We start from the raw sequence: 19,808 nt of genomic DNA on the forward strand, positions 1-19,808 counted from the left end.
TTTTTTCTTAGAAGTAGCAATTTTTAATCTAAACAAAGTAAATTATATTTTTTTTTATAATTTATTAGATAGCAATTTTAATGATTTTAAATTTGATATATTAAAAAGTAATGTTTTTTATAGAAGTTTAGAAAATGAAGTTTTTTTTATTAACAATATCAAAAATGCAAAATATTTTTTCGATCCTAAAGAAATTAAAAATATGCTTTATGCAAATAATGAGATATTTAATTTACCTTATTCAATCAAAGTTTTTGATGATAAAATTGACAAAACAATACATTCTAAAATAAATATAGAAAGTTTAAGACTAGAAATAGAAAATCAAACTTCATATGAAGACTCAAATTATTTAGGTTTTTCAGAAATAAATTTAATAAACACAAAAAGTTTATTTGAGTACCAATTAAAAGATAATTTGTTTGAGTTTAAATTTTTTGATAAATTACAAAATCCAGAGTTTTCTTACATTGGTAAGTTTAATTTTAAACCATTTTACTCAAACATAACGGGTAATACAAATAAACTAAATTTCTCGCCTTTGTTTTCGTCAAATGCAATGATTAAAGAGCTTTTAAAGACTGAAATTTTAAACAATAAAAATATTGATTTTTATTTAATTATTTCTGGAAACAGCATCAAACAATTTGATGATTTTAAAAATGTTTTAATAAAATCAAAAATTCAAGAAGGTTTAGTAGATATTGATCAATCTAAAATGACATGGAAAAATAATATTGATTTTGAATTTTTAGATAGCTTAATATTTGTTAAAGAAGGAAAATTAATTTTAGATTCTAACGTTGAAATTAATATAAATAATACTGATGAACTTTACAAATTCTTACTTACTCCAAAAAATTTGAGAAAAAAAATAAGTATAGTTAACGTTAACTTTACTTATTTGTTCGATGAAAAAAATATTAAAGTTAAGAATATCAAGATTGACGGAAAATCACTTGAAAAATCTAAATATTCTTTCGATGATATTTTACTAAAAGAAAACAACTTGCAAAATAAAATTTATCTCAAAAATTTATTGAATGAAGTAATAAAAAATTATGTAGGATAAATCATCTTCTTAGGATCAACAATTTTCTCATAGTCTTTTTCACTAATTAATCCTGTTTTTAATGTTTCATGTTTAAGTGTTGTGTTGTTCCTCAAAGCTGTCTTCGCGATTTTTGCAGCGTTATCATAACCAATATGTGGAGCTAAAGCTGTTACTAACATTAAAGAATTATCTAAATGCTCTTTTATTCTCTTTTTGTTAGCTTTAATTCCTTTAACACAGTAAAGCGCAAAATTTTTTGTACTGTCAGCTAATAAGTCAACAGATTGTAAAATGTTATGGGCAATTAATGGCTTAAATACATTCAATTCAAAATGACCATGTGTTCCTGCCATTGTAATTCCATTGTGATTTCCAATTATGTTTGCACATACCATCGTAACTGCTTCACACTGAGTTGGATTTACTTTTCCAGGCATTATTGATGATCCAGGTTCATTTTCAGGTAGTATTAATTCTCCATATCCAGCACGAGGTCCAGATCCCAGAAATCTTATATCATTTGAAATTTTCATTAGTGCAACAGCACATGTATTCAATGTTCCAGAAAAATTTACTATTGCATCGTGTGCCGCAAGTTCAGCAAATTTATTTGGTGCAGGTTTAAATTTTATTTTAGTAAATTTTGAGATTTCTTTAACAATTTTTTTATCAAAATTTTTTTTTGAGTTTATTCCTGTACCAACAGCAGTACCACCTTGTGCAAGAAATAGTATTTCTTTTAAAGCATACTCAATTCTTTCAATACATTTTTTTAATTGAGTATGATATCCAGAAAATTCTTGACCAAGAGATAATGGAGTTGCATCTTGAAGATGAGTTCTTCCAATTTTAACAATTTTTTTAAATTCTATAGATTTTTTCTTTAATTCTTTTTCTAAAATTTTTAAACTTGGCAACATTTTAGCTAAAGTTTGTATTGCTACAGAAATATGCATAGCAGTTGGGAAAACATCATTTGTAGATTGTGATTTGTTTACATGATCATTTGGATGAACTGGTTTTTTTGTGCCTTTTTTTCCACCAAGCATTTCAATAGCTCTATTAGCAATTACTTCATTAACATTCATGTTTGTCTGAGTTCCAGAACCTGTTTGCCAAACCTTTAAAGGAAAATTTTCATCTAATTTTCCATTAATAACTTCATCGGAAGCTTTGATAATTGCTTTTGAGATCTTACTACTTATTAATTTATCTTTAGCATGAACTATAGCCGCTGATCTTTTAATTATAGCAATAGATTTTATTATAGAAATATTAACTAAAATTTTTCCGATGTTAAAAAATTTATTTGATCTTTGAGTTGATGCACCCCAATATTTGTCATTAGGTACATTTATACTTCCAATACTGTCAAATTCTTTTCTTAATTTCATTGATTAATTTTTAAGTAAAAATAATTATATTCATACAATAAATTTTAAAAAACTTATAGGAGCAATATGTCGAATTTTAGTAAAGTTGGAACTTTTATGAAAACCTTTGGTCAAGATGTTAAAACTAAGCCATCTTTTAGCACCGATAAGATAAATAAATTAAGAATAGATTTAATTAAAGAAGAGTTAGATGAACTTACAGAAGCTATGAATAATAAAGATTTATTAGAAGTTGCTGATGCACTTACTGATATTCTATATGTAACTTATGGAGCAGGACATGCTTTTGGAATTGATTTAGATAAGTGTTTTGATGAAGTTCAAAATTCAAATATGAGCAAACTAGATGAAAATGGAAAGCCTATATATAATGAAGCTGGAAAAGTTATGAAAGGCCCAAATTATTTTAAACCAGATCTATCGAAATTTGTAAGTTAGATTTCTAACTTAAAGTCCACTGCAGTAACACTATGAGTAATGCTTCCAACAGAGATCCTATTTACTCCAGTTGAAGCAATCGTTTTAACAGTTTTTAGATTAACATTGCCCGAAGCCTCAGTTTCGTAATACTTTTTAGCAATTTTAACTGCATTTCTTAAATTTTTAATGTTCATATTATCTAGTAGAACAGTATTAAACTTTAATCCTAAAATTGATTTAAGTTGATTAATTGTATCAACTTCAACCGTAATTTTTTTTCCTTTTTTATTTTTAATTGCTTTAATAACTAAAGTTTTCAAATCTGAACTAGCAATGTGATTGTCCTTAATTAAGTATTCATCACTTAAGTTAAATCTATGATTTGTGCCACCTCCTAATTTCACAGCATACTTTTGGATCACTCTAAGATTTGGAATTGTTTTTCTTGTACAACAAATTTTCGTTTTTTTTCCAGCTAATCTAACAAATTCATTCGTCATAGTTGCTATACCAGAAATATGTGACAAAAAATTTAAAGCTACTCTTTCTGCAATTAAAATATTTTTTGCCTTACCTTTAATCAAAGCAACTATGGAACCTCTTTTAATTCTTGAGCCATCTTTTTTTTTGATAATAAATTTTATTTTATTATCTATTAATGAAAAAGTTTGTTTTGCAAAAAATAATCCAGCAACAACTGCATTTTGATTTGATAATAACTTTACAGTTACAATCTTATCGTTATTAATTAAGGCTGAAGTGATATCTCCCGAAGGATACAGATCTTCGTTTAGAGCTAACTTAACAGTACTTTTTATAAATTCTTTGCTTAATTTAATTTTTGACACTTAATTATCTGCCAATAGCTGCCATTCTCTCTACAGATATTCTCGCTTTTTCTATTGTTTCTTTATCCATAATAATTTCGCCAGTTTCATTTTCCAAACAATCTAAAATTTTAGGTAAAGTAATTTTTTTCATATGCGGACACATATTGCATGGTTTAACAAAATCTACATTTGGGTTTTCTATTTGAATGTTGTCACTCATTGAACATTCAGTAACCATCATTACTTTTTTTGGTTGATTATCTTTTACATATTTAATCATTCCAGAAGTGGATCCTGCAAAATCACTAGCTTCGATTACATCTGGTGGACACTCCGGATGAGCAATAATTTTTATCCCAGGATTATTTTTTCTAATATCATCGATTTCTTTTTTATTAAATTGATCGTGTACTATACAAATTCCTTTCCAAGATATAATTTCCACGTCAGTTTGAGATGCAACATACTTTGCAAGGTAATCGTCAGGTAAAAATATAACTTTTTTTACTCCAAGAGATTTAACAATTTTTACTGCATTTGCTGATGTACAACAAACATCTGTTTCAGCTTTTACTTCAGCTGAGGTATTTACGTATGATACTACTGGAACACCTGGGTATTTCTCTTTTAGTAATCTCACATCTTTACCAGTAATTGAGGATGATAAAGAACATCCCGCTTCCATATCAGGTAAAATTACTTTTTTATTAGGGCTCATTAATTTTGCGGTTTCAGCCATAAAGTGAACTCCTGCCATTAGAATTATATCTGCAGAAGTTTTTGATGCTTCTATAGCAAGCGCAAGTGAGTCTGCAGAGAAATCAGCAACACCATGATAAATTTCTGGTGTTTGATAGTTGTGAGCTAAAATAACTGCGTTCTTTTCTTTTTTTAATTTATTAATTTTATGTATGTAAGGTGCGTGCACAGACCATTCTATCTCGGGCATCACCTTTGAAATTTTTTGGTAAATTGGATCTGTTGCTTTACGTACTTCTTGTGTAAATTCCATGAAGTTTTTTACCAATTTGAAACATACTTGTCATTCATTTATTATGAGACATATCGCGGTCGTGCTGAAATTGGTAGACAGGCACGGTTGAGGGCCGTGTGGACCAAGTCCATGAGAGTTCGAGTCTCTCCGACCGCACCAAATTTCAATTTTAACTAATCCATTCAGGTTTTTTTATACTTATTGAAGCTTCTTTAGTTTTAAATTCAAGTTTTTCATCAAAGTTTTCATCTAAAAATTTGATTAAAGCAAAGGGGTAATCATTATCTATTAACACTTTACCTATTTCATTTTCATTATTAAAAATACTTTCTCCTTCATTTAGTTTTCCGTTAATTATTTTTATAGGCATCAATCTTTTTGAAAGCTTATTTTTTAATTTAATTCTAGCTGTATTTTCTTGGCCGACATAACAGCCTTTTTTAAAATCTATTCCATTCAGTTCTTCAAAATTACATTCAATACCAAATAACTTATCTTGTAATTTGTTTAAATCTTTTGGAACTATTCCCAGTTTATGACTTAAAGAATAGTATTCATTTATATCTGTATCGTGGAGATCTAATTTTTTTAAGGATAAGTAAAGTTTTTCTAAATTAATGATTAATCTTGCTCCTAATTGTTTATTTCTTGGATCTAAAAAAATAGGATCTTCTCTATACTTAATTGTAAATCCTGACTGATCTTTTGCTTCATCAAATTTTAAAAATTTTTCATGAGTAAAAGCTGCCACAACAAACTCATTACTTAGATTAAGTATTTCAAATTTTGATCTTAACTTGTAAAGAGATAATTGTTTAAACAATCCATCTGCTTGAAACTTTTCACAATCTAAAAGATATCCTGATTTATGTTTTACAATTATAAATTCATATAAAAATTTTCCTTGTGGAGTTAACAAAGATGTGAAACAACTATTTTCCTCACCAACTTTATTTATGTCATTACTAATAAGATTTTGCAGAAAATCCTTTGCATCTTCTCCGTTTATATAAAGAATTGATCTATCCTCTAAAATGTAAACGTTTTTGATATTCATATTTGATTAATTATTTGATTTAATATAATAACTTTTTTTTCAAATGTTAGATCTTACAATTAAAAATGGACAATGTTATATCGATGGTGAGTTAAAAGATGTTGATGTTTCAATAAAAGATGGAAAAATTCAAAAGATTGGTCAAATTTCAGATGAAGCAAAAGAGACAATTAATGCTGAAGGTCAAACAGTTTTACCTGGTTGTATAGATACTCAAACACATTTTAGAGAACCTGGATCAACCGATACCGAAGATCTTCATTCAGGTAGTAGGGCAGCAATAGCAGGTGGTATAACCAGTGTATTTGAGATGCCAAACACTAACCCTCCAACTTCAAACATGAAAGAGTTTCAAAGAAAGCTAGATCTTGCTAAAAATAGAATGTATTGCAATTATGCTTTTTATTTTGGAGCAACTGCTGATAATGCAAATGATTTAGCTAGTTTAAAAGATTTAGAAGGTTGTTGTGGAATTAAGCTTTTTGCTGGCTCTTCGACTGGTAATTTATTGGTGGCTGAAGAAGATGATATAGATAAAGTTTTTCAAAACGCCTCCAAAGTCGTTGCAGTGCACTCCGAAGATGAAGCAATATTACAAATTAATAAAAAATTAATTAAAGAAGGAGATATTCAAACACATCCCGTATGGAGGAGCGCAGAGTGTGCCATAGCATCCACAAGAAGAATTGTTAGAATTGCAGAAAAACATAAGAAAAAAGCTCATGTTCTTCACATTACAACGAAAGAAGAAATTGATTTTCTTTCTCAGCATAAGGGAAACATTACTTTTGAGATAACTCCTCAGCATTTAACTCTTTATGCTCCAGATTGTTATGACAAACTTGGAACATATGCTCAGATGAACCCACCCTTAAGGGATAAATCTCATTATGATAGATTATGGTATGGGGTAAGAAATAATTTTAATGATACTATTGGTTCTGACCACGCTCCTCATTTAAAAGAAAACAAAGATAAAGTTTATCCAAATACTCCTTCAGGGATGCCAGGTGTGCAAACTTTAATGCCAGTCATGTTAAATCATATTAATGATGGAAAGCTAAGTTTAAATCAGTTAATAAATTTTGTTTGTGAAAATCCAGTTAAAATCTTTGGAATTAAAAATAAAGGTTTCATTAAAGAAGGTTATGATGCTGACTTTACAATTGTAGATATGAATAAAACTATTGAAATTAAAAATGAAAATATTGAAAGTAAATGCAAATGGTCTCCATTTAATGGATTTAAATTTAAAGGAACACCAACACACACTATCATTGCGGGAAAAATTAAAATGCAAGAGGGGGAAATTTTAGGAGATCCAGAAGGAACTCCTTTGCAATTTAGTTAAGCTTAACTGTAAAACTATTTACTAGAATTACACCTAATACAATTAAAAATAATCCTAAAATTGCTTGCCAAGCTAAGGTTTGTTTAAAAAATATATATCCCAGTATAGCAATAGTAAAAATTCCTAATCCACTCCATGTAGCGTATACAATTGCAATTGGAAGTTTGTTTACAACAAAAGTTAACAAATAAAATGCACAAAGATAAAAAATTGATAAAGCAACTGTAGGTATAACTTTAGTAAAGTTTTGAGAAACTGGTAACAACATCGTTCCAGCAACTTCACAAAAAATTGCAGCAATCAAAAATATATAAGTTTTAATCATTATTTAAAATTTTATAATTTACTAAATCTTCTTTTATTTCATTTAATATTGCTGGATCATCTATTGTTGGTGGAATTTTATACTCATCACCATCTGCAATTTTTCTTATTGTTCCTCTTAAAATTTTTCCAGATCTTGTTTTTGGTAATCTTTTTATGACAATAACAGTCTTAAATGCAGCAACAGGACCAATTTTATCTCTTACCATTTGTACACATTCTTTCGATATAGTTTCATTATCTTTTTCAACACCAGATTTTAAAACTACTAAACCAATTGGTAATTGACCTTTAAGTTTATCTGCAATTCCAAGTACTGCACATTCCGCAACAGATTGATGTTCAGACAACACTTCCTCAATTGCTCCTGTTGATAATCTATGTCCTGCAACATTGATAATGTCATCTGTTCTAGACATGATCCAAATATAACCATCATCATCAATGTGACCTGCATCGTATGTTTGATAATAACCTTCATAATTAGTCATATAGTTTTCTTTATATCTTTGATCTGCATTCCAAAGGGTAGGGAATGTTCCAGGAGGCAAAGGTAGTTTTACAACTATATCTCCCATTTCATTTGGTTTAGCTAAAGATTGATCTGGTTTAATGATTTTAACATCATATCCAGGAACAGCCTTGCAAGCTGAGCCATATTTTGTTTCCATCATTTCAATACCGGTACAATTTGAGCTGATTGCCCAACTAGTCTCAGTTTGCCACCAGTGGTCAATCACTGGGACTCTTAATAAATTTTCAGCCCACTTGATAGTATCTGGATCTGCTCTTTCTCCTGCAAGAAACAAGCTCTCAAAACTGGATAAATCATATTTTGAGAAAAATTTACCCTCTGGATCTTCTTTCTTAATTGCTCTAAATGCAGTTGGAGCTGTGAATAATGATTTTACTTTATAATCAGAAATGATTTTCCAGAAAGCACCAGCATCTGGAGTTCCAACAGGCTTTCCTTCAAATAAAACTGTAGTGCACCCTTTGAACAATGGTGCATAAACAATATAAGAGTGCCCAACAATCCATCCAATATCACTCGCTGACCACCAAATATCATCAGTGTCAATATTATATATGTTCTTCATAGTCCATTTAAGAGCTACGATATGACCACCTGTATCTCTTACAATACCTTTTGGTGTTCCAGTTGTTCCAGAGGTATAGAGAATGTAAGCAAACTCATTTGAATTCATCTCAACACAATCAGCATCTTTTGAATTTGAGACTGCTTCTTCCCAACTAATCTCTGTTGGAGCATTTAATTTGACTTCGTTTCCTGGTCTTTGAAACAAAATCATCTTTTCAATTTTATGATTTGCTATTTTAATAGCCTCATCCACTAAAGGTTTGTATTCAACTGTTCTTCCAGGCTCAAAACCACATGAAGCCGTTACTAATAGTTTTGCTTTACTGTCATCTATTCTGCTTGCAAGTTCATTTGAGGCAAATCCACCAAAGACAACTGAGTGTATGGCTCCAATTCTAGCACTAGCAAGCATAGCAATTACCGCCTCAGGGATCATTGGCATGTAAATGATTATTCTGTCTCCTTTATTTATACCTTGTTGCTTTAAGGCTCCTGCAAATCTTGATACTTTTGCTCTAAGTTCTTCATAAGTGAACTTAGATTTATTGCCTGTAATAGGACTATCGTAGATTAAAGCAGTTTTTTGACCCCTTCCTTGGTCAATGTGAATGTCTAGAGCATTATAACAAGTGTTAGTAACACCATCTTCGAACCATTTATAGAAAGGAGGATTAGATTTATTTAAAATTTTTGTTGGTTTTTTAAACCAAAAGATATCTTCACTTGCTTCTTGCCAAAAATTTTCGGGGTTTTTTATAGAATTTTCGTAAATACTTTGAAATTTTTTTGACATTCTAATTTGATTCGATTTTCGTTATTTTTTTAGTTTTTAACTTATAAATTGTATTTAATTTTAAAAATTCAGTAAAATCAATGCAAATTAATGACAATTAAGTCTTCATAAAACTAATTTTATTTGCTATTTAACCCCAACTTTGGCTTAGAGTTACTTAAGTCTAGTTTATATAAACTAATAAATAAAAACTAACGAAGAGGGAGTTTTTTATGAAAAAACTTAAATTGTTTGCTCTTACAGTTGTTGCTCTTATGGGTGTAACTGGTGTTGCAAACGCTGAAACAGCTATGCTGGCTCAAGACGATTTCGTAGGTATTTCGTTTTGGTTAGTATCTATGGCTTGTTTAGCTGCTACTGTATTCTTTTTCTTAGAAAGAAGTTCAGTTCCAGCTGGATGGAGAGTTTCAATGACAGTTGCTGGTCTAGTAACTGGTATTGCATTCGTACACTACATGTACATGAGAGATGTATGGATCGCTACTGGTGACTCACCAACTGTATACAGATACATTGACTGGTTAATTACAGTGCCATTATTGATGTTAGAATTCTATTTTGTTCTAGCAGCAGTAAACAAGTCAGACTCTGGAATTTTCTGGAGACTGATGATTGGTACATTAGTAATGCTAGTAGGTGGATACTTAGGAGAAGCTGGATACATCAACGCTACACTTGGTTTCATAATCGGTATGGCTGGTTGGGTATACATCTTATATGAAGTATTCTCGGGTGAAGCAGGTAAGAGAGCAGCAAAAAGTGGTAACAAGTCACTTGTAACTGCTTTTGGTGCAATGAGAATGATCGTTACTGTAGGTTGGGCGATCTACCCATTAGGTTACATTTTTGGTTACCTAACAGGTGGTGTAGATGCTAACTCACTAAACGTGATTTACAACGCAGCTGACTTTTTGAACAAGATCGCTTTCGGTCTGATCATTTGGGCAGCAGCTATGCAACAACCTGGTAGAGCTAAGTAGTAGTTTTACTTAAAATTTAAAAAAGGGCAGGTACAATTTTGTACTTGCCCTTTTTTTTTGCCTTAGGTAAAATTATGTATAGTTATTATACATATTTATAATTATGGATGTAAAATTAGAAAAATGGCACAAATGCCAAGTTGATATAGAGGTTCTTAAAGAACTTTCAAAAAAATCTGACATTAAAGGACTTCAGCATGTTTCAGTTTTTTTTGGATTGTTATTAGTTACAGGAACTTTAGCGTATATGACTTGGGGCACATGGTGGTCAGTTTTTTGGTTTTTGTTTTATGGAAACATTTATGGTTTTTCAAATCCATTGTGGCATGAGACAGGTCACAAAACTGCGTTTAAATCAAAATCCTTAAATGAATTTTTTTACTACATCTCTTCATATCTTTCTAATTTTGAACCATTAAGATGGAGATACACACACTTTGTTCATCATGGAAATACATATTCAACAGAAAATCCATTTGATCATGAAATTGAATATGGAAATAATTTAAAAGACACGCCAAAAAATTTATTAATGAATTTAATCCCTTTTATGGAACTTATTTATTTTAAAAAAAGTATTGCTTATGAAATTATTCAACATGCATTTGGTGTAAAAACAAAAGTAATGCAAGACTGCATTCCTGAAAATGCACAATCAAAAGTTATTTTTAATTCTAGAATTTTTGTTTCAATTTGGATTGCAATTATATTGTGGTCTTTAATTGTATCATCTTGGTTACCAGTATTGTTTTTTTTATTACCAAAATTTTATGGAAGAACTTTACACAAACTAGTTTCTTTTACTCAACATGCTGGTTTAGCAAGGAATATTAAAGATCATAGATATACAACAAGAGAAATGTATTTAAATCCTATTTTAAGCTTCTTGTATTGGAAAATGGAATATCATGTAACTCATCACATGTTTCCAACAGTTCCATCTTATAACTTAGATAAACTTCATCATCACATTAAAGATCAATTACCAAGAACAAATGATGGTTTAATTGATGCCTACAAAGAAATTTTACCAGCTATAATGAAACAAACAGAAGACACTAGCTACTTTTTTAAAAAGGAAGTACCAGAACCACAGAACGCATAAATATTGCCAAGTATGTTTTTACTTACTTGCTCATTTTAGATAAAAACCTATATATAACGCATGGCAAAAATTACTTACCACACACACGATAGCAAAACCCATACTATTGATATTCAAAATGGATTAACAGTAATGGAAGGAGCTGTACAAAATGATATTCCAGGAATTGATGCTGATTGTGGAGGTGGTATGGCATGTGCTACTTGTCATGTATATGTAAAAGAAGATTGGCTAAATAAACTTCCAGCAAAAGAAGACGGTGAAGAGGATATGTTAGATATGGCATATGAACCAAAACAAAATAGTAGACTAAGTTGCCAATTAATTGTTTCAGATGAATTAGACGGATTAGAAGTTACTATTCCAGAAAAGCAAGCTTAAATGAATAAAACAGATGTGTTAATTATTGGAGCAGGACCAACAGGATTGTTCTGTGCTCATCAACTTGGAATTATAGGACTTCAATGTGAAATAGTTGATAATCTAGATAAAGCAGGAGGGCAGTGTATCGAACTTTATCCTGATAAACCTATCTATGATATTCCAGCTGTACCAGAATGTACTGGAGAAGAATTAACAAATAATCTTCTTCAACAAATAAAACCTTTTAATGTTAAATTTCATTTAAATGAAAGAGTTGAGGAACTAAAAAAAGTTGAAAATCGTTGGCATGTTAAAACAAGTGGAAACCAAGAATTTGATGTAGCCACAATTATTATTGCTGGTGGAGTTGGATCTTTTGAGCCAAGAAAATTTCCAGTTAAAGAATGTGAAAAATTTGAAGGATCATCAATATTTTATTCCATTAAAGATAAAACAATTTTTAAAGACAAAACTATATCAATATTTGGTGGAGGAGACTCGGCTTTAGATTGGGCAATTGAATTATCAAATACATCTAAAGTAAATTTAATCCACAGACGTGATGGATTTAGTGGAGCAGAGTCTAGTGTTCAAAAAGTTAAAGAATTAAATGATCAGGGAAAATTAAATTTGTACACTAAATATCAAATGGACTCTGTTAGCGGAGATAATCAAATTAATTCAGTGAAAATAAAACATGATGAAGGAGAAATTAAAGAATTACAATCTGATTATGTTCTTGGTTTTTTTGGTTTAATTATGCAACTTGGTCCCATTTTAAATTGGGGATTAAACATCAATAAAAAAACAGTTGAAGTAAATACTGAAAACTTTGAGACTAATGTTGATGGTATATTTGCAATTGGCGATATTTGTTCTTATCCAGGCAAATTAAAATTAATTCTTTCAGGTTTCCACGAAGGTGCTCTTGCTGCTAGAGGTTGTTTTAAGTATGCAAGACCAGATGAAAAATTAAGATTTGAATTCACTACTACATCAAAAGCTGCTCAAGAGAGACTTGGTGTAAAAAAATGATAGAGCTATTTTCTGCTAATACCCCAAATGGCTGGAAGATTGGTATTATGCTAGAAGAAATTGGTTATCAGTATAAAGTAACTAAGATTGACATAGGAAACGACGAACAATTTAATCCAGATTTTTTAAAGATAAGTCCATTTGGAAAAATTCCAGTAATTAAAGATCATGAAAATAATAAAAGTATTTTCGAGTCTGGTGCAATATTGATGTACCTGGGTGAAAAAAGTGGAAAGTTTTATATTGAAGAAGATCGATTGGTGATTAATCAATGGTTGATGGCTCAAATGGGAACTATTGGTCCAATGATTGGTCAGCATCATCAGTTTCATCATTATAATCCTGGAAAAAGTGAATTTGGTGAACAAAGATATTTTAAAATTGCTAAAAGAATTTATGGAGAATTAGATACAAGACTAAAAGTATCTAAGTTTTTAGCAGGAGATAATTACACTATAGCTGATATTGCAACATGGCCATGGTTAGCAAGACATGAATGGCATGATATTGGATTAAAAAATTATCAAAACTTATCTAGATGGTATCAAGAAATTTCTGAGCGTGAGGCTGTTATAAAAGGATATGCCTTTATGGATAAAGAGGCAAAAATTCCAAAGATTTAATTAATCATCCACATGAACTTTTTCTTCTTTTTCATGCTTTTCTTGTGCAGCGATAGTGTATTTTGCAACAGGTCTTGCCATTAATCTTTTTAAACCAATTGGTTCTGCAGTATCTAAACAATACCCATAAGTATCATCCATAATTCTTCTTAAAGCTTTATCGATTTCAGAAATTAATTTTATTTGTCTGTTAATTGCTTTCATCTCTACATTTTTATCGATGTATGAACTTGCTTGATCTACTAGATCTGCTGAAATATTGTTGTCATCCATACTTCCATTGTATAGCGCTTCATTGTTTGATTTAATTAATTCTTTCTTCCATTCATTTAATCTCATTCTAAAAAATACTTTATGTTTTTCGCACATATATTTTTCAGTTTCTTTTGGAACGTAAGTTTTTGAAATTTTTATAGGAACTTTTTTAGTCGGCGAAGCCACAGTTTTCTTTGGCTTACTTGCAACTTTTGCTTTTGGTTTAGAAACTTTTTTTTTTGCTTTAGCAGTCTTTGGCATAGCGTAATTTTGAATGGTCGGAGTATATTCAGCAAAATAGGGGTGTCAAGCAAGCTGAATTGTTATAAATATTTAAATAATGACCATTAATACTAAAAATATAGATAATCTTTTTTATATTTTTGTGATATCTCATCTAATTTTCTGGACCTTGGTTCCAACTCTCACAAATCACAATTTGCCTTTAGATACAATTGAAGCTTTAGCTTGGGGAAGTAATTTAGATTGGGGTTTTAATAAGCATCCTCCTATGAGTGCTTTTTTTCCTGAGGTTTTTTTTCAAATTTTTGGTTCCCAGGATTGGGCTTATTATTTACTAAGCCAAGTTTTTGTAATTATTTCATTTTATTATGTGTTTAAACTTTCAAACGAAATACTTAAAAACAAATTTTTTGGTTTAATTTCAGTTTTATTAATTGAAACGATTTATTTTTATAATTTCACTACACCTGAGTTTAACGTAAATGTATGCCAACTACCTTTTTGGTCATTAACAGCATATTATTCCTGGAAAATTTATAGTGGTAAAAATATTAAGTTTTGGGATTGTTTGTTAATAGGTTTATTTGGTGCATTAGGGTTTTTGTCAAAATATTTGTTCATTTACTTATTAGTATCTATTGCACTTTTATTTATTTATTTAATTATTAAGAAAGAAAGAAAGTTTGATTTTAAATATTTAATAACAATTGAAGTATTTATTGTTACTTTAGTTCCCCATTTGATTTGGCTGAATAATAATGAATTCATTACAATTACTTATGGACTAGCAAGAACCGGTTTAGAGCAATCAAGTTTTATTGATCACATAAAATATCCATTAATATTTTTAGGAAAACAAATTGGTATATTAATTCCATTTATAATTTTGACTTTGTTATTAGTCAAAAAACTTAAATTCAAATTAAATTTCAAAGATAAAAATTTATTATTTTTGTTAGCAATAAATATTTTACCGATTGCTCTGATGTTTTTAACTTCATTTATAACAGGTTCAAAAATCAGAACAATGTGGATGACACCATTTTACTTATTCTTTGGAACATTAATTGTTTATTTATTCCAATCTCAAATAAATTTGAAAAAATTAAAATCATTTATGGTTGGGTTTTTATTTTTTTTCTTTTTATCACCTGTTCTGTACGCTTATGTTTCAGTATCAAAAGATGATAAGAGAACAGATTATCCAGGTAAAGAAATTGCGATGAAAACTCAATATGCTTGGGATCAACAATTCAGTTCAAAGATCAATGTTGTTCTTGGAGATGAGTGGAATGCAGGCAATTTATCTTATCATTTAAAATCCAGACCAGTTTGGGAAGGTGTGGTTGAAAGAGAGAAACTTGATCAATTGAAAGATTATATGTGTCTTGATAGTATCTGTGTAGGATCAAGATAATCTATGAAATATGTCATTTTAGTACCTGTTTATAATGACCGAGAGTCTTTGAAGTTATTGATAGAAAATATTAATTACGAGATAAAAGATTTAAATTCTGAAATATCACTAGTGGTAATCAATGATGCCTCTTCACAACAAATCATTGATGAATATCCAAATATTGAAAATTTTCAATCTATTGAAATAATCAATATGAAAGAAAACAGAGGTCATGCAAGATGTATTGCTTCAGGTTTGAAATATATCTATGAAAAAAATGAGTTTGATTATGTCATCCCAATGGATGGCGACGGTGAAGATAGGCCTGAAGAAATTAAAAACTTTATCGAATTATCAAAGGAAGCTGGAGACAGATCTATAGTTGGCGAAAGGGTTAAAAGATCAGAAAATATGATATTTAAATTATGTTACCAATTTCATAAGTTTTTAACTTTAGCATTTACAGGGCAATCTATTAAATTTGGTAATTTCACATGTCTTTCAAAAGCAACTGTTAAGAAAATGTTAGATGAAAAATCTACTTGGAATAGTTTTTCTGGATCATTAAAAAAAATTGAAAAAGATTTAATTTCTTCTCCATCAATTAGAGGCAAAAGATATTTTGGTCCATCTCAAATGAGTTTTTTCAATTTGTTAAAACATTCTCTTTCAATAATAAGTGTATTTAGAAAAACAGTTTTAATTCGTTCAGCTTTATTTATTGTTTTTTATATTTTGTTAATCAAAAGTAATGCGTCAATTGTTACTTCATTTCCTTTAGTTTTGTTATTAATAATGATTTATTCAATTTCTAGTTTAGCTTTAAGAGAAAATATTGAAGAATTTAATAATTCCTTAACAAACATTCACGATATTGATAAAATAAAATAATATGAAAAACTTTTTTAGAAAAGTTGCTTTTGGAATAGGACCCAATGAAGAAATTCCTTCTGATCCATTACGTTGGGCTTTAAATCAAGTTGATGAAATTCCAGAATTTTCATGGAAGGGAAAGATTCTTACAGAAAAAGAACTTAGAGGTCATTATAGAGATTGGGTTTATGGGGATAGAAAAGTTTTAAGAAAAAAATATAAAGATAATAAAAATCTTTACAAAACTCACAAAGATCAATTGAGGCATGATACAGGTCAAAAATTTTGGGAGTCTTTAGATATAGCTATTAGACACACTGAAGGAATAAACGGTAAAAATCCAGTCCTTGCAAAACTATGGATGTTTTGGGGGAACTTTTTTGCAATTAGCGAAAAAGATTTTTTAGCAAACTATTCAACAGGTCCTTATCAGAGAGAAATTATTTGGCCAAATTTAAATCAGTCATTTGAAAAAATGGTTTATGATGTAACTACATCATGGGCAATGATACATCACTTGGATAATAGTGAAAGCGCTGGACCAAAAAGTGTTACTGCAAGTCAAGATTGGAGAAGAAGAAAAAAAGAACCGGCAACAATTAATGAAAATCATGCAAGAGAACTTATGGAACTTCATACAGTATCTCCTAAAGCTGGTTATACTCAAGAAGATGTAATTCAGCTTGCTTATATTATGACCGGCTGGCAGCAAAGATGGGATAAAAAGAAATTAGAGACAGCAAATGTTTATTTTAATTCTGAGTATCATCAACCAGGAAAAAAAAAGGTGCTAGGAAAAGATTACAAAAGAGGAAAAAAAGCATTAGCTGCTGTAATTAAAGATCTAGTTAATCATCCTAATTGTAGAAACTTTGTTGCTGAAAGATTGTGTAGATATTTAATCACTGATGATCCTACAAAAGAGATGAAGCAACCAATTATTGATGCATTTAAAAAATCAGATGGACATTTACCTGAAATTCATAAGGCAGCTATAAAAGTAGCTTTTGAATACAATGATAAATATAGAAAATTTCAGACACCTGAAAACTGGTTCATTCAAGTTGCAAAAATTGGAGATTTGCAATGGCCTCCTTCACCAGAATTAATGGACTCATATGAATTGGGCACCAAACCAACAAGGAAACAAAGAACTCCAGAAAGATTGTTAAGAGATCTTGGTCATCATCCTTATAGAGCAAAACAACCTAATGGATGGTCAGACCATTCAGATGATTGGATGTCTCCAGAACTGTTAATTAGAAGATTGGTTTTTGCTCAAAGAAGCTACGCTTTTTCAAAACTAGAAAATAATAATGAAGAATTTTATACAAAAGTTATTACAAAAAATTTTGATAATCCTGATAAGATTTTTAATTATATTAATAAACAAGAATCTAAAATGAGAAAAAAAAGAGATATGAATGTATTATTATTTAACCACCCAGAATTTTTAAAAGCATGAAGATAAATAGAAGAGATTTTTTAAAAACAACTGCCTTAACATCGTTATATTTTGCTGGTTTTGGAGTACCGACTCTTGCAAGCAGCGGCCCAAAAAAGAATTTGGTACTAATCATGTTGCGTGGTGGAATGGATGGCTTGTGCGCAATTCCAATTAAAGATGACAAAAATTTTGAAAAGTTAAGGAGTAAAATTAATTTAGATAGAACATTAAGTTTAACTAGTGATTTTGATTTACATCCTGCTTTAGAAACTTTTAAACATTTGTGGGATAAAAATTTAAGTGCAGCAGTTCATGCAACAAACATTCCTTATACAGGAAGATCTCACTTTGATGGACAAAATTTAATGGAGACTGGTGGAAAAATTCCTTACCAAGAAAAAACAGGTTGGCTTGGAAGAGGCATGAAGCTTGCAGGTCTTACAGGAAGTGGTTTAGCGTTATCGTTACCGATGCCATTACTTATAAGAGGTGTTCCAATGAATAATAATTATTATCCAGTAGGAGAAAATTTGCCAGCACCATCAACACTACAAATAATTCAAGAAGCTTTTAAAGAACATGATGAAAAATTATTGAGTGAAAATTTGAAAATTGTTTTAACTAGAAATTTAAGAAATCAAGGAAGCAGAAAAAGTTGGGCCTTAGCAGCAAGTGCAGGTGACGAACTTTCTAGAGATGATGGTCCAAGAGTAGCAGTGTTTGAAGTTGATGGATTTGATACTCATGCTGCACAGGGAGCAACTAATGGTGCTCATGCAGATTGTTTGTCTGATTATGATAATATTATCAAAGCATTAAAACAATCTATGACCAATGAAGCATTTAACAACACTTTAATTGTTACTCTGACTGAATTTGGAAGAACAATTAAACAAAACAGTAGCAATGGAACAGAACACGGATATGGATCTGCAATTCTTTTAGCTGGAGGATTAGTTAAGAAAGCCCAAATTCACACAGACTGGCCAGGTTTAAAAAGAAAAGAATTATTTGAAGGAAGGGATTTAAATTCAACAATTGATGCAAGATCAGTATATGCATCTGCAATGTCTACAGTGTTTGATGTTGAATTTGAAAGAATTCAAAAAGATGTTTTTTGGGGTGATAAGTTAGATAACTTATCCGACAAACTTTTTAAAGTTTAATAAATTACCCTTAGATTTTTTTAATTAAAATGTATATAGGCACGCTCATGCCTGAAAAAAAATTAAATAATGAATTACTTGGTATCCTCTACATGGTTATTGCACAATTTTCTTTTGCGACCAATGATGCATTAGTTAAACATATTTACCAAAGCTTTGATGAATTAGCGGTATTAAATCAGATAATTTTCTTAAGAGGAATTTGTTGTCTAATATTTATAGGAATGTTTTTAAGTATTAAAAACCAATTTAATTTAAAAGTAATATTTTCCTCTAATAAACTAACTTTAAGAGGAATTTTAGAAGCTTTAGCTGCTGTTGGTTTTTTTATAGGGGTTGCAAAATTACCTTTTGCAATGGTTTATATTTTATTGAGTTTAGCTCCAATCATAATGACAACTTTTGGTGCGTTATTTTTAAATGAAAAAGTTAGATGGAAAAGATGGAGTGCAGTTATAATAGGTTTTACAGGTGTAGTAGTTGTCATCAATCCAGCTGAATTAAAATTTGGTTATTATTTTATATTTCCACTTCTTTCTGCAATCTTTTTATCAATAAGAGATTTAGTAACTAAAAATATAAAAACAGGACACAATAGTCTTCAAATAGCATTTATTACTTGTTTGGTAGTTACAATATTTTTTGGACTTCTTTCTATTTATAAATCTTATTCATTTAACTTAGAACAAAGTATTATTTTAATTATTTCAGCTTTCTTTTTATCTTTTGGTTATATTTTCTCAGTACTGACAATTAAAGCTGCATTAGTTTCTGTTACATCAACTTTTAGGTACACAGCAATACTTTGGGGAATTTTATATGGATATTTCTTTTTCAACGAGTTGCCAGAATATAATACTTATCTAGGTGCTGTAATGATTGTTATAAGTGGACTTATAATTATAATGAGACAGAAGCAGTTGGGTAAAATAAAATAAAAAAATTGCCTAAATTTGATACTTTAAACTTATCCACAGGCTACAATTTAATTGAAATAGTA

At 29.8% G+C, this 19,808-nt stretch carries 20 protein-coding genes and 1 tRNA gene; 14 read left to right on the forward strand and 7 right to left on the reverse strand.

Annotated elements, in window-relative coordinates; genetic code table 11:
• Positions 1-1,072: hypothetical protein (locus tag ACTTA5_RS03015; RefSeq protein ID WP_440647800.1), on the forward strand; the 1,072-nt coding region annotated here is incomplete at its 5' end.
• Here the strand turns inward: ACTTA5_RS03015 and fumC are convergent.
• Entirely contained in the window at positions 1,060-2,448 is a 1,389-nt protein-coding gene (fumC, locus tag ACTTA5_RS03020; RefSeq protein ID WP_440647802.1) for a class II fumarate hydratase, read from the reverse strand. The genes ACTTA5_RS03015 and fumC overlap by 13 nt on opposite strands.
• Before the next feature lie 66 nt (positions 2,449-2,514).
• Between fumC and ACTTA5_RS03025 the strand changes: the two genes are divergently transcribed.
• Positions 2,515-2,886, forward strand: coding sequence for a phosphoribosyl-ATP diphosphatase (locus tag ACTTA5_RS03025; protein WP_440635338.1), 372 nt, complete (start codon positions 2,515-2,517; stop codon positions 2,884-2,886).
• Here the strand turns inward: ACTTA5_RS03025 and nadC are convergent.
• Positions 2,883-3,716: a carboxylating nicotinate-nucleotide diphosphorylase gene (gene nadC / locus ACTTA5_RS03030; RefSeq protein ID WP_440647804.1), complete on the reverse strand. Its 834-nt coding sequence runs from the start codon at positions 3,714-3,716 to the stop codon at positions 2,883-2,885. The genes ACTTA5_RS03025 and nadC overlap by 4 nt on opposite strands.
• Positions 3,717-3,720: 4 nt before the next feature.
• Positions 3,721-4,710, reverse strand: coding sequence for a quinolinate synthase NadA (nadA, locus tag ACTTA5_RS03035; RefSeq protein WP_440647806.1), 990 nt, complete (start codon positions 4,708-4,710; stop codon positions 3,721-3,723).
• 55 nt (positions 4,711-4,765) lie between these two features.
• Here nadA and ACTTA5_RS03040 point away from each other — a divergent pair.
• Positions 4,766-4,851, forward strand: a tRNA-Leu gene (locus ACTTA5_RS03040).
• A gap of 10 nt (positions 4,852-4,861) precedes the next feature.
• Here the strand turns inward: ACTTA5_RS03040 and ygfZ are convergent.
• A complete protein-coding gene (gene ygfZ, locus ACTTA5_RS03045; RefSeq protein WP_440647808.1) occupies positions 4,862-5,749 on the reverse strand; it encodes a CAF17-like 4Fe-4S cluster assembly/insertion protein YgfZ in 888 nt (295 codons plus the stop codon).
• 43 nt (positions 5,750-5,792) lie between these two features.
• On the opposite strand from ygfZ, the gene ACTTA5_RS03050 reads away from it, so the two are divergent.
• On the forward strand, positions 5,793-7,100 hold the full coding sequence (locus tag ACTTA5_RS03050; RefSeq protein WP_440647810.1) for a dihydroorotase: 1,308 nt from the start codon (positions 5,793-5,795) through the stop codon (positions 7,098-7,100).
• Here ACTTA5_RS03050 and ACTTA5_RS03055 read toward each other — a convergent pair.
• Together ACTTA5_RS03055 and ACTTA5_RS03060 are read right to left on the reverse strand one after the other, a co-directional pair.
• Positions 7,093-7,425, reverse strand: a complete 333-nt coding sequence (locus tag ACTTA5_RS03055; RefSeq protein WP_440647812.1) for a DMT family transporter — start codon at positions 7,423-7,425, stop codon at positions 7,093-7,095. The two genes, ACTTA5_RS03050 and ACTTA5_RS03055, sit on opposite strands and share 8 nt — an antisense overlap.
• Positions 7,418-9,319 carry a propionyl-CoA synthetase gene (locus tag ACTTA5_RS03060; protein ID WP_440647814.1) on the reverse strand — a complete coding sequence of 634 codons (1,902 nt, stop codon included), beginning with the start codon at positions 9,317-9,319 and terminating at the stop codon, positions 7,418-7,420. Before ACTTA5_RS03060 ends, ACTTA5_RS03055 begins: the two co-directional genes overlap by 8 nt.
• A gap of 212 nt (positions 9,320-9,531) precedes the next feature.
• On the opposite strand from ACTTA5_RS03060, the gene ACTTA5_RS03065 reads away from it, so the two are divergent.
• The 5 genes from ACTTA5_RS03065 (at position 9,532) to ACTTA5_RS03085 (ending at position 13,425) form a co-directional block, all read left to right on the forward strand.
• Positions 9,532-10,299, forward strand: coding sequence for a bacteriorhodopsin-like (locus tag ACTTA5_RS03065; RefSeq protein ID WP_262589654.1), 768 nt, complete (start codon positions 9,532-9,534; stop codon positions 10,297-10,299).
• Between the two features lie 103 nt (positions 10,300-10,402).
• Positions 10,403-11,404, forward strand: coding sequence for a fatty acid desaturase (locus ACTTA5_RS03070; protein ID WP_440647816.1), 1,002 nt, complete (start codon positions 10,403-10,405; stop codon positions 11,402-11,404).
• 60 nt (positions 11,405-11,464) lie between these two features.
• A complete protein-coding gene (locus tag ACTTA5_RS03075) occupies positions 11,465-11,785 on the forward strand; it encodes a 2Fe-2S iron-sulfur cluster-binding protein (protein WP_440647818.1) in 321 nt (106 codons plus the stop codon).
• Positions 11,786-12,802: an NAD(P)/FAD-dependent oxidoreductase gene (locus ACTTA5_RS03080; RefSeq protein ID WP_440647820.1), complete on the forward strand. Its 1,017-nt coding sequence runs from the start codon at positions 11,786-11,788 to the stop codon at positions 12,800-12,802.
• A complete protein-coding gene (locus ACTTA5_RS03085; RefSeq protein WP_440647822.1) occupies positions 12,799-13,425 on the forward strand; it encodes a glutathione S-transferase family protein in 627 nt (208 codons plus the stop codon). Before ACTTA5_RS03080 ends, ACTTA5_RS03085 begins: the two co-directional genes overlap by 4 nt.
• On the opposite strand, the gene ACTTA5_RS03090 is transcribed toward ACTTA5_RS03085, so the two are convergent.
• Positions 13,426-13,941, reverse strand: coding sequence for a TraR/DksA family transcriptional regulator (locus ACTTA5_RS03090; RefSeq protein ID WP_440647824.1), 516 nt, complete (start codon positions 13,939-13,941; stop codon positions 13,426-13,428).
• A gap of 79 nt (positions 13,942-14,020) precedes the next feature.
• Here ACTTA5_RS03090 and ACTTA5_RS03095 point away from each other — a divergent pair, with 79 nt between their 5' ends.
• From ACTTA5_RS03095 to ACTTA5_RS03115, 5 genes are read left to right on the forward strand one after another with little or no spacing between them, the layout of a single operon-like run.
• The gene (locus tag ACTTA5_RS03095) at positions 14,021-15,340 is read left to right on the forward strand and encodes a glycosyltransferase family 39 protein (RefSeq protein WP_440647826.1); all 1,320 of its coding nucleotides are present in this window, start codon (positions 14,021-14,023) and stop codon (positions 15,338-15,340) included.
• A 3-nt stretch (positions 15,341-15,343) separates the two neighbouring features.
• Positions 15,344-16,213: a glycosyltransferase gene (locus ACTTA5_RS03100; RefSeq protein ID WP_440647828.1), complete on the forward strand. Its 870-nt coding sequence runs from the start codon at positions 15,344-15,346 to the stop codon at positions 16,211-16,213.
• A gap of 1 nt (position 16,214) precedes the next feature.
• Positions 16,215-17,660, forward strand: coding sequence for a DUF1800 family protein (locus tag ACTTA5_RS03105; RefSeq protein WP_440647830.1), 1,446 nt, complete (start codon positions 16,215-16,217; stop codon positions 17,658-17,660).
• The gene (locus ACTTA5_RS03110; RefSeq protein WP_440647832.1) at positions 17,657-18,808 is read left to right on the forward strand and encodes a DUF1501 domain-containing protein; all 1,152 of its coding nucleotides are present in this window, start codon (positions 17,657-17,659) and stop codon (positions 18,806-18,808) included. Before ACTTA5_RS03105 ends, ACTTA5_RS03110 begins: the two co-directional genes overlap by 4 nt.
• Before the next feature lie 47 nt (positions 18,809-18,855).
• Entirely contained in the window at positions 18,856-19,746 is an 891-nt protein-coding gene (locus ACTTA5_RS03115; RefSeq protein WP_440647834.1) for a DMT family transporter, read from the forward strand.
• The last annotated feature ends 62 nt before the right edge of the window (positions 19,747-19,808 follow it).

The sequence above is a fragment of the Candidatus Pelagibacter sp. HIMB1521 genome, assembly GCF_052047875.1.
GTDB lineage: Bacteria > Pseudomonadota > Alphaproteobacteria > Pelagibacterales > Pelagibacteraceae > Pelagibacter.

Coding starts and splice junctions, on each gene's coding strand:
- fumC (WP_440647802.1), bottom strand. CDS start 2,448: ATGAAATTAAGAAAAGAATTTGACAGTATTGGAAGTATAAATGTACCT.
- ACTTA5_RS03025 (WP_440635338.1), top strand. CDS start 2,515: ATGTCGAATTTTAGTAAAGTTGGAACTTTTATGAAAACCTTTGGTCAA.
- nadA (WP_440647806.1), bottom strand. CDS start 4,710: ATGGAATTTACACAAGAAGTACGTAAAGCAACAGATCCAATTTACCAA.
- ygfZ (WP_440647808.1), bottom strand. CDS start 5,749: ATGAATATCAAAAACGTTTACATTTTAGAGGATAGATCAATTCTTTAT.
- ACTTA5_RS03050 (WP_440647810.1), top strand. CDS start 5,793: ATGTTAGATCTTACAATTAAAAATGGACAATGTTATATCGATGGTGAG.
- ACTTA5_RS03055 (WP_440647812.1), bottom strand. CDS start 7,425: ATGATTAAAACTTATATATTTTTGATTGCTGCAATTTTTTGTGAAGTT.
- ACTTA5_RS03060 (WP_440647814.1), bottom strand. CDS start 9,319: ATGTCAAAAAAATTTCAAAGTATTTACGAAAATTCTATAAAAAACCCC.
- ACTTA5_RS03065 (WP_262589654.1), top strand. CDS start 9,532: ATGAAAAAACTTAAATTGTTTGCTCTTACAGTTGTTGCTCTTATGGGT.
- ACTTA5_RS03070 (WP_440647816.1), top strand. CDS start 10,403: ATGGATGTAAAATTAGAAAAATGGCACAAATGCCAAGTTGATATAGAG.
- ACTTA5_RS03075 (WP_440647818.1), top strand. CDS start 11,465: ATGGCAAAAATTACTTACCACACACACGATAGCAAAACCCATACTATT.
- ACTTA5_RS03080 (WP_440647820.1), top strand. CDS start 11,786: ATGAATAAAACAGATGTGTTAATTATTGGAGCAGGACCAACAGGATTG.
- ACTTA5_RS03085 (WP_440647822.1), top strand. CDS start 12,799: ATGATAGAGCTATTTTCTGCTAATACCCCAAATGGCTGGAAGATTGGT.
- ACTTA5_RS03090 (WP_440647824.1), bottom strand. CDS start 13,941: ATGCCAAAGACTGCTAAAGCAAAAAAAAAAGTTTCTAAACCAAAAGCA.
- ACTTA5_RS03095 (WP_440647826.1), top strand. CDS start 14,021: ATGACCATTAATACTAAAAATATAGATAATCTTTTTTATATTTTTGTG.
- ACTTA5_RS03100 (WP_440647828.1), top strand. CDS start 15,344: ATGAAATATGTCATTTTAGTACCTGTTTATAATGACCGAGAGTCTTTG.
- ACTTA5_RS03105 (WP_440647830.1), top strand. CDS start 16,215: ATGAAAAACTTTTTTAGAAAAGTTGCTTTTGGAATAGGACCCAATGAA.
- ACTTA5_RS03110 (WP_440647832.1), top strand. CDS start 17,657: ATGAAGATAAATAGAAGAGATTTTTTAAAAACAACTGCCTTAACATCG.
- ACTTA5_RS03115 (WP_440647834.1), top strand. CDS start 18,856: ATGCCTGAAAAAAAATTAAATAATGAATTACTTGGTATCCTCTACATG.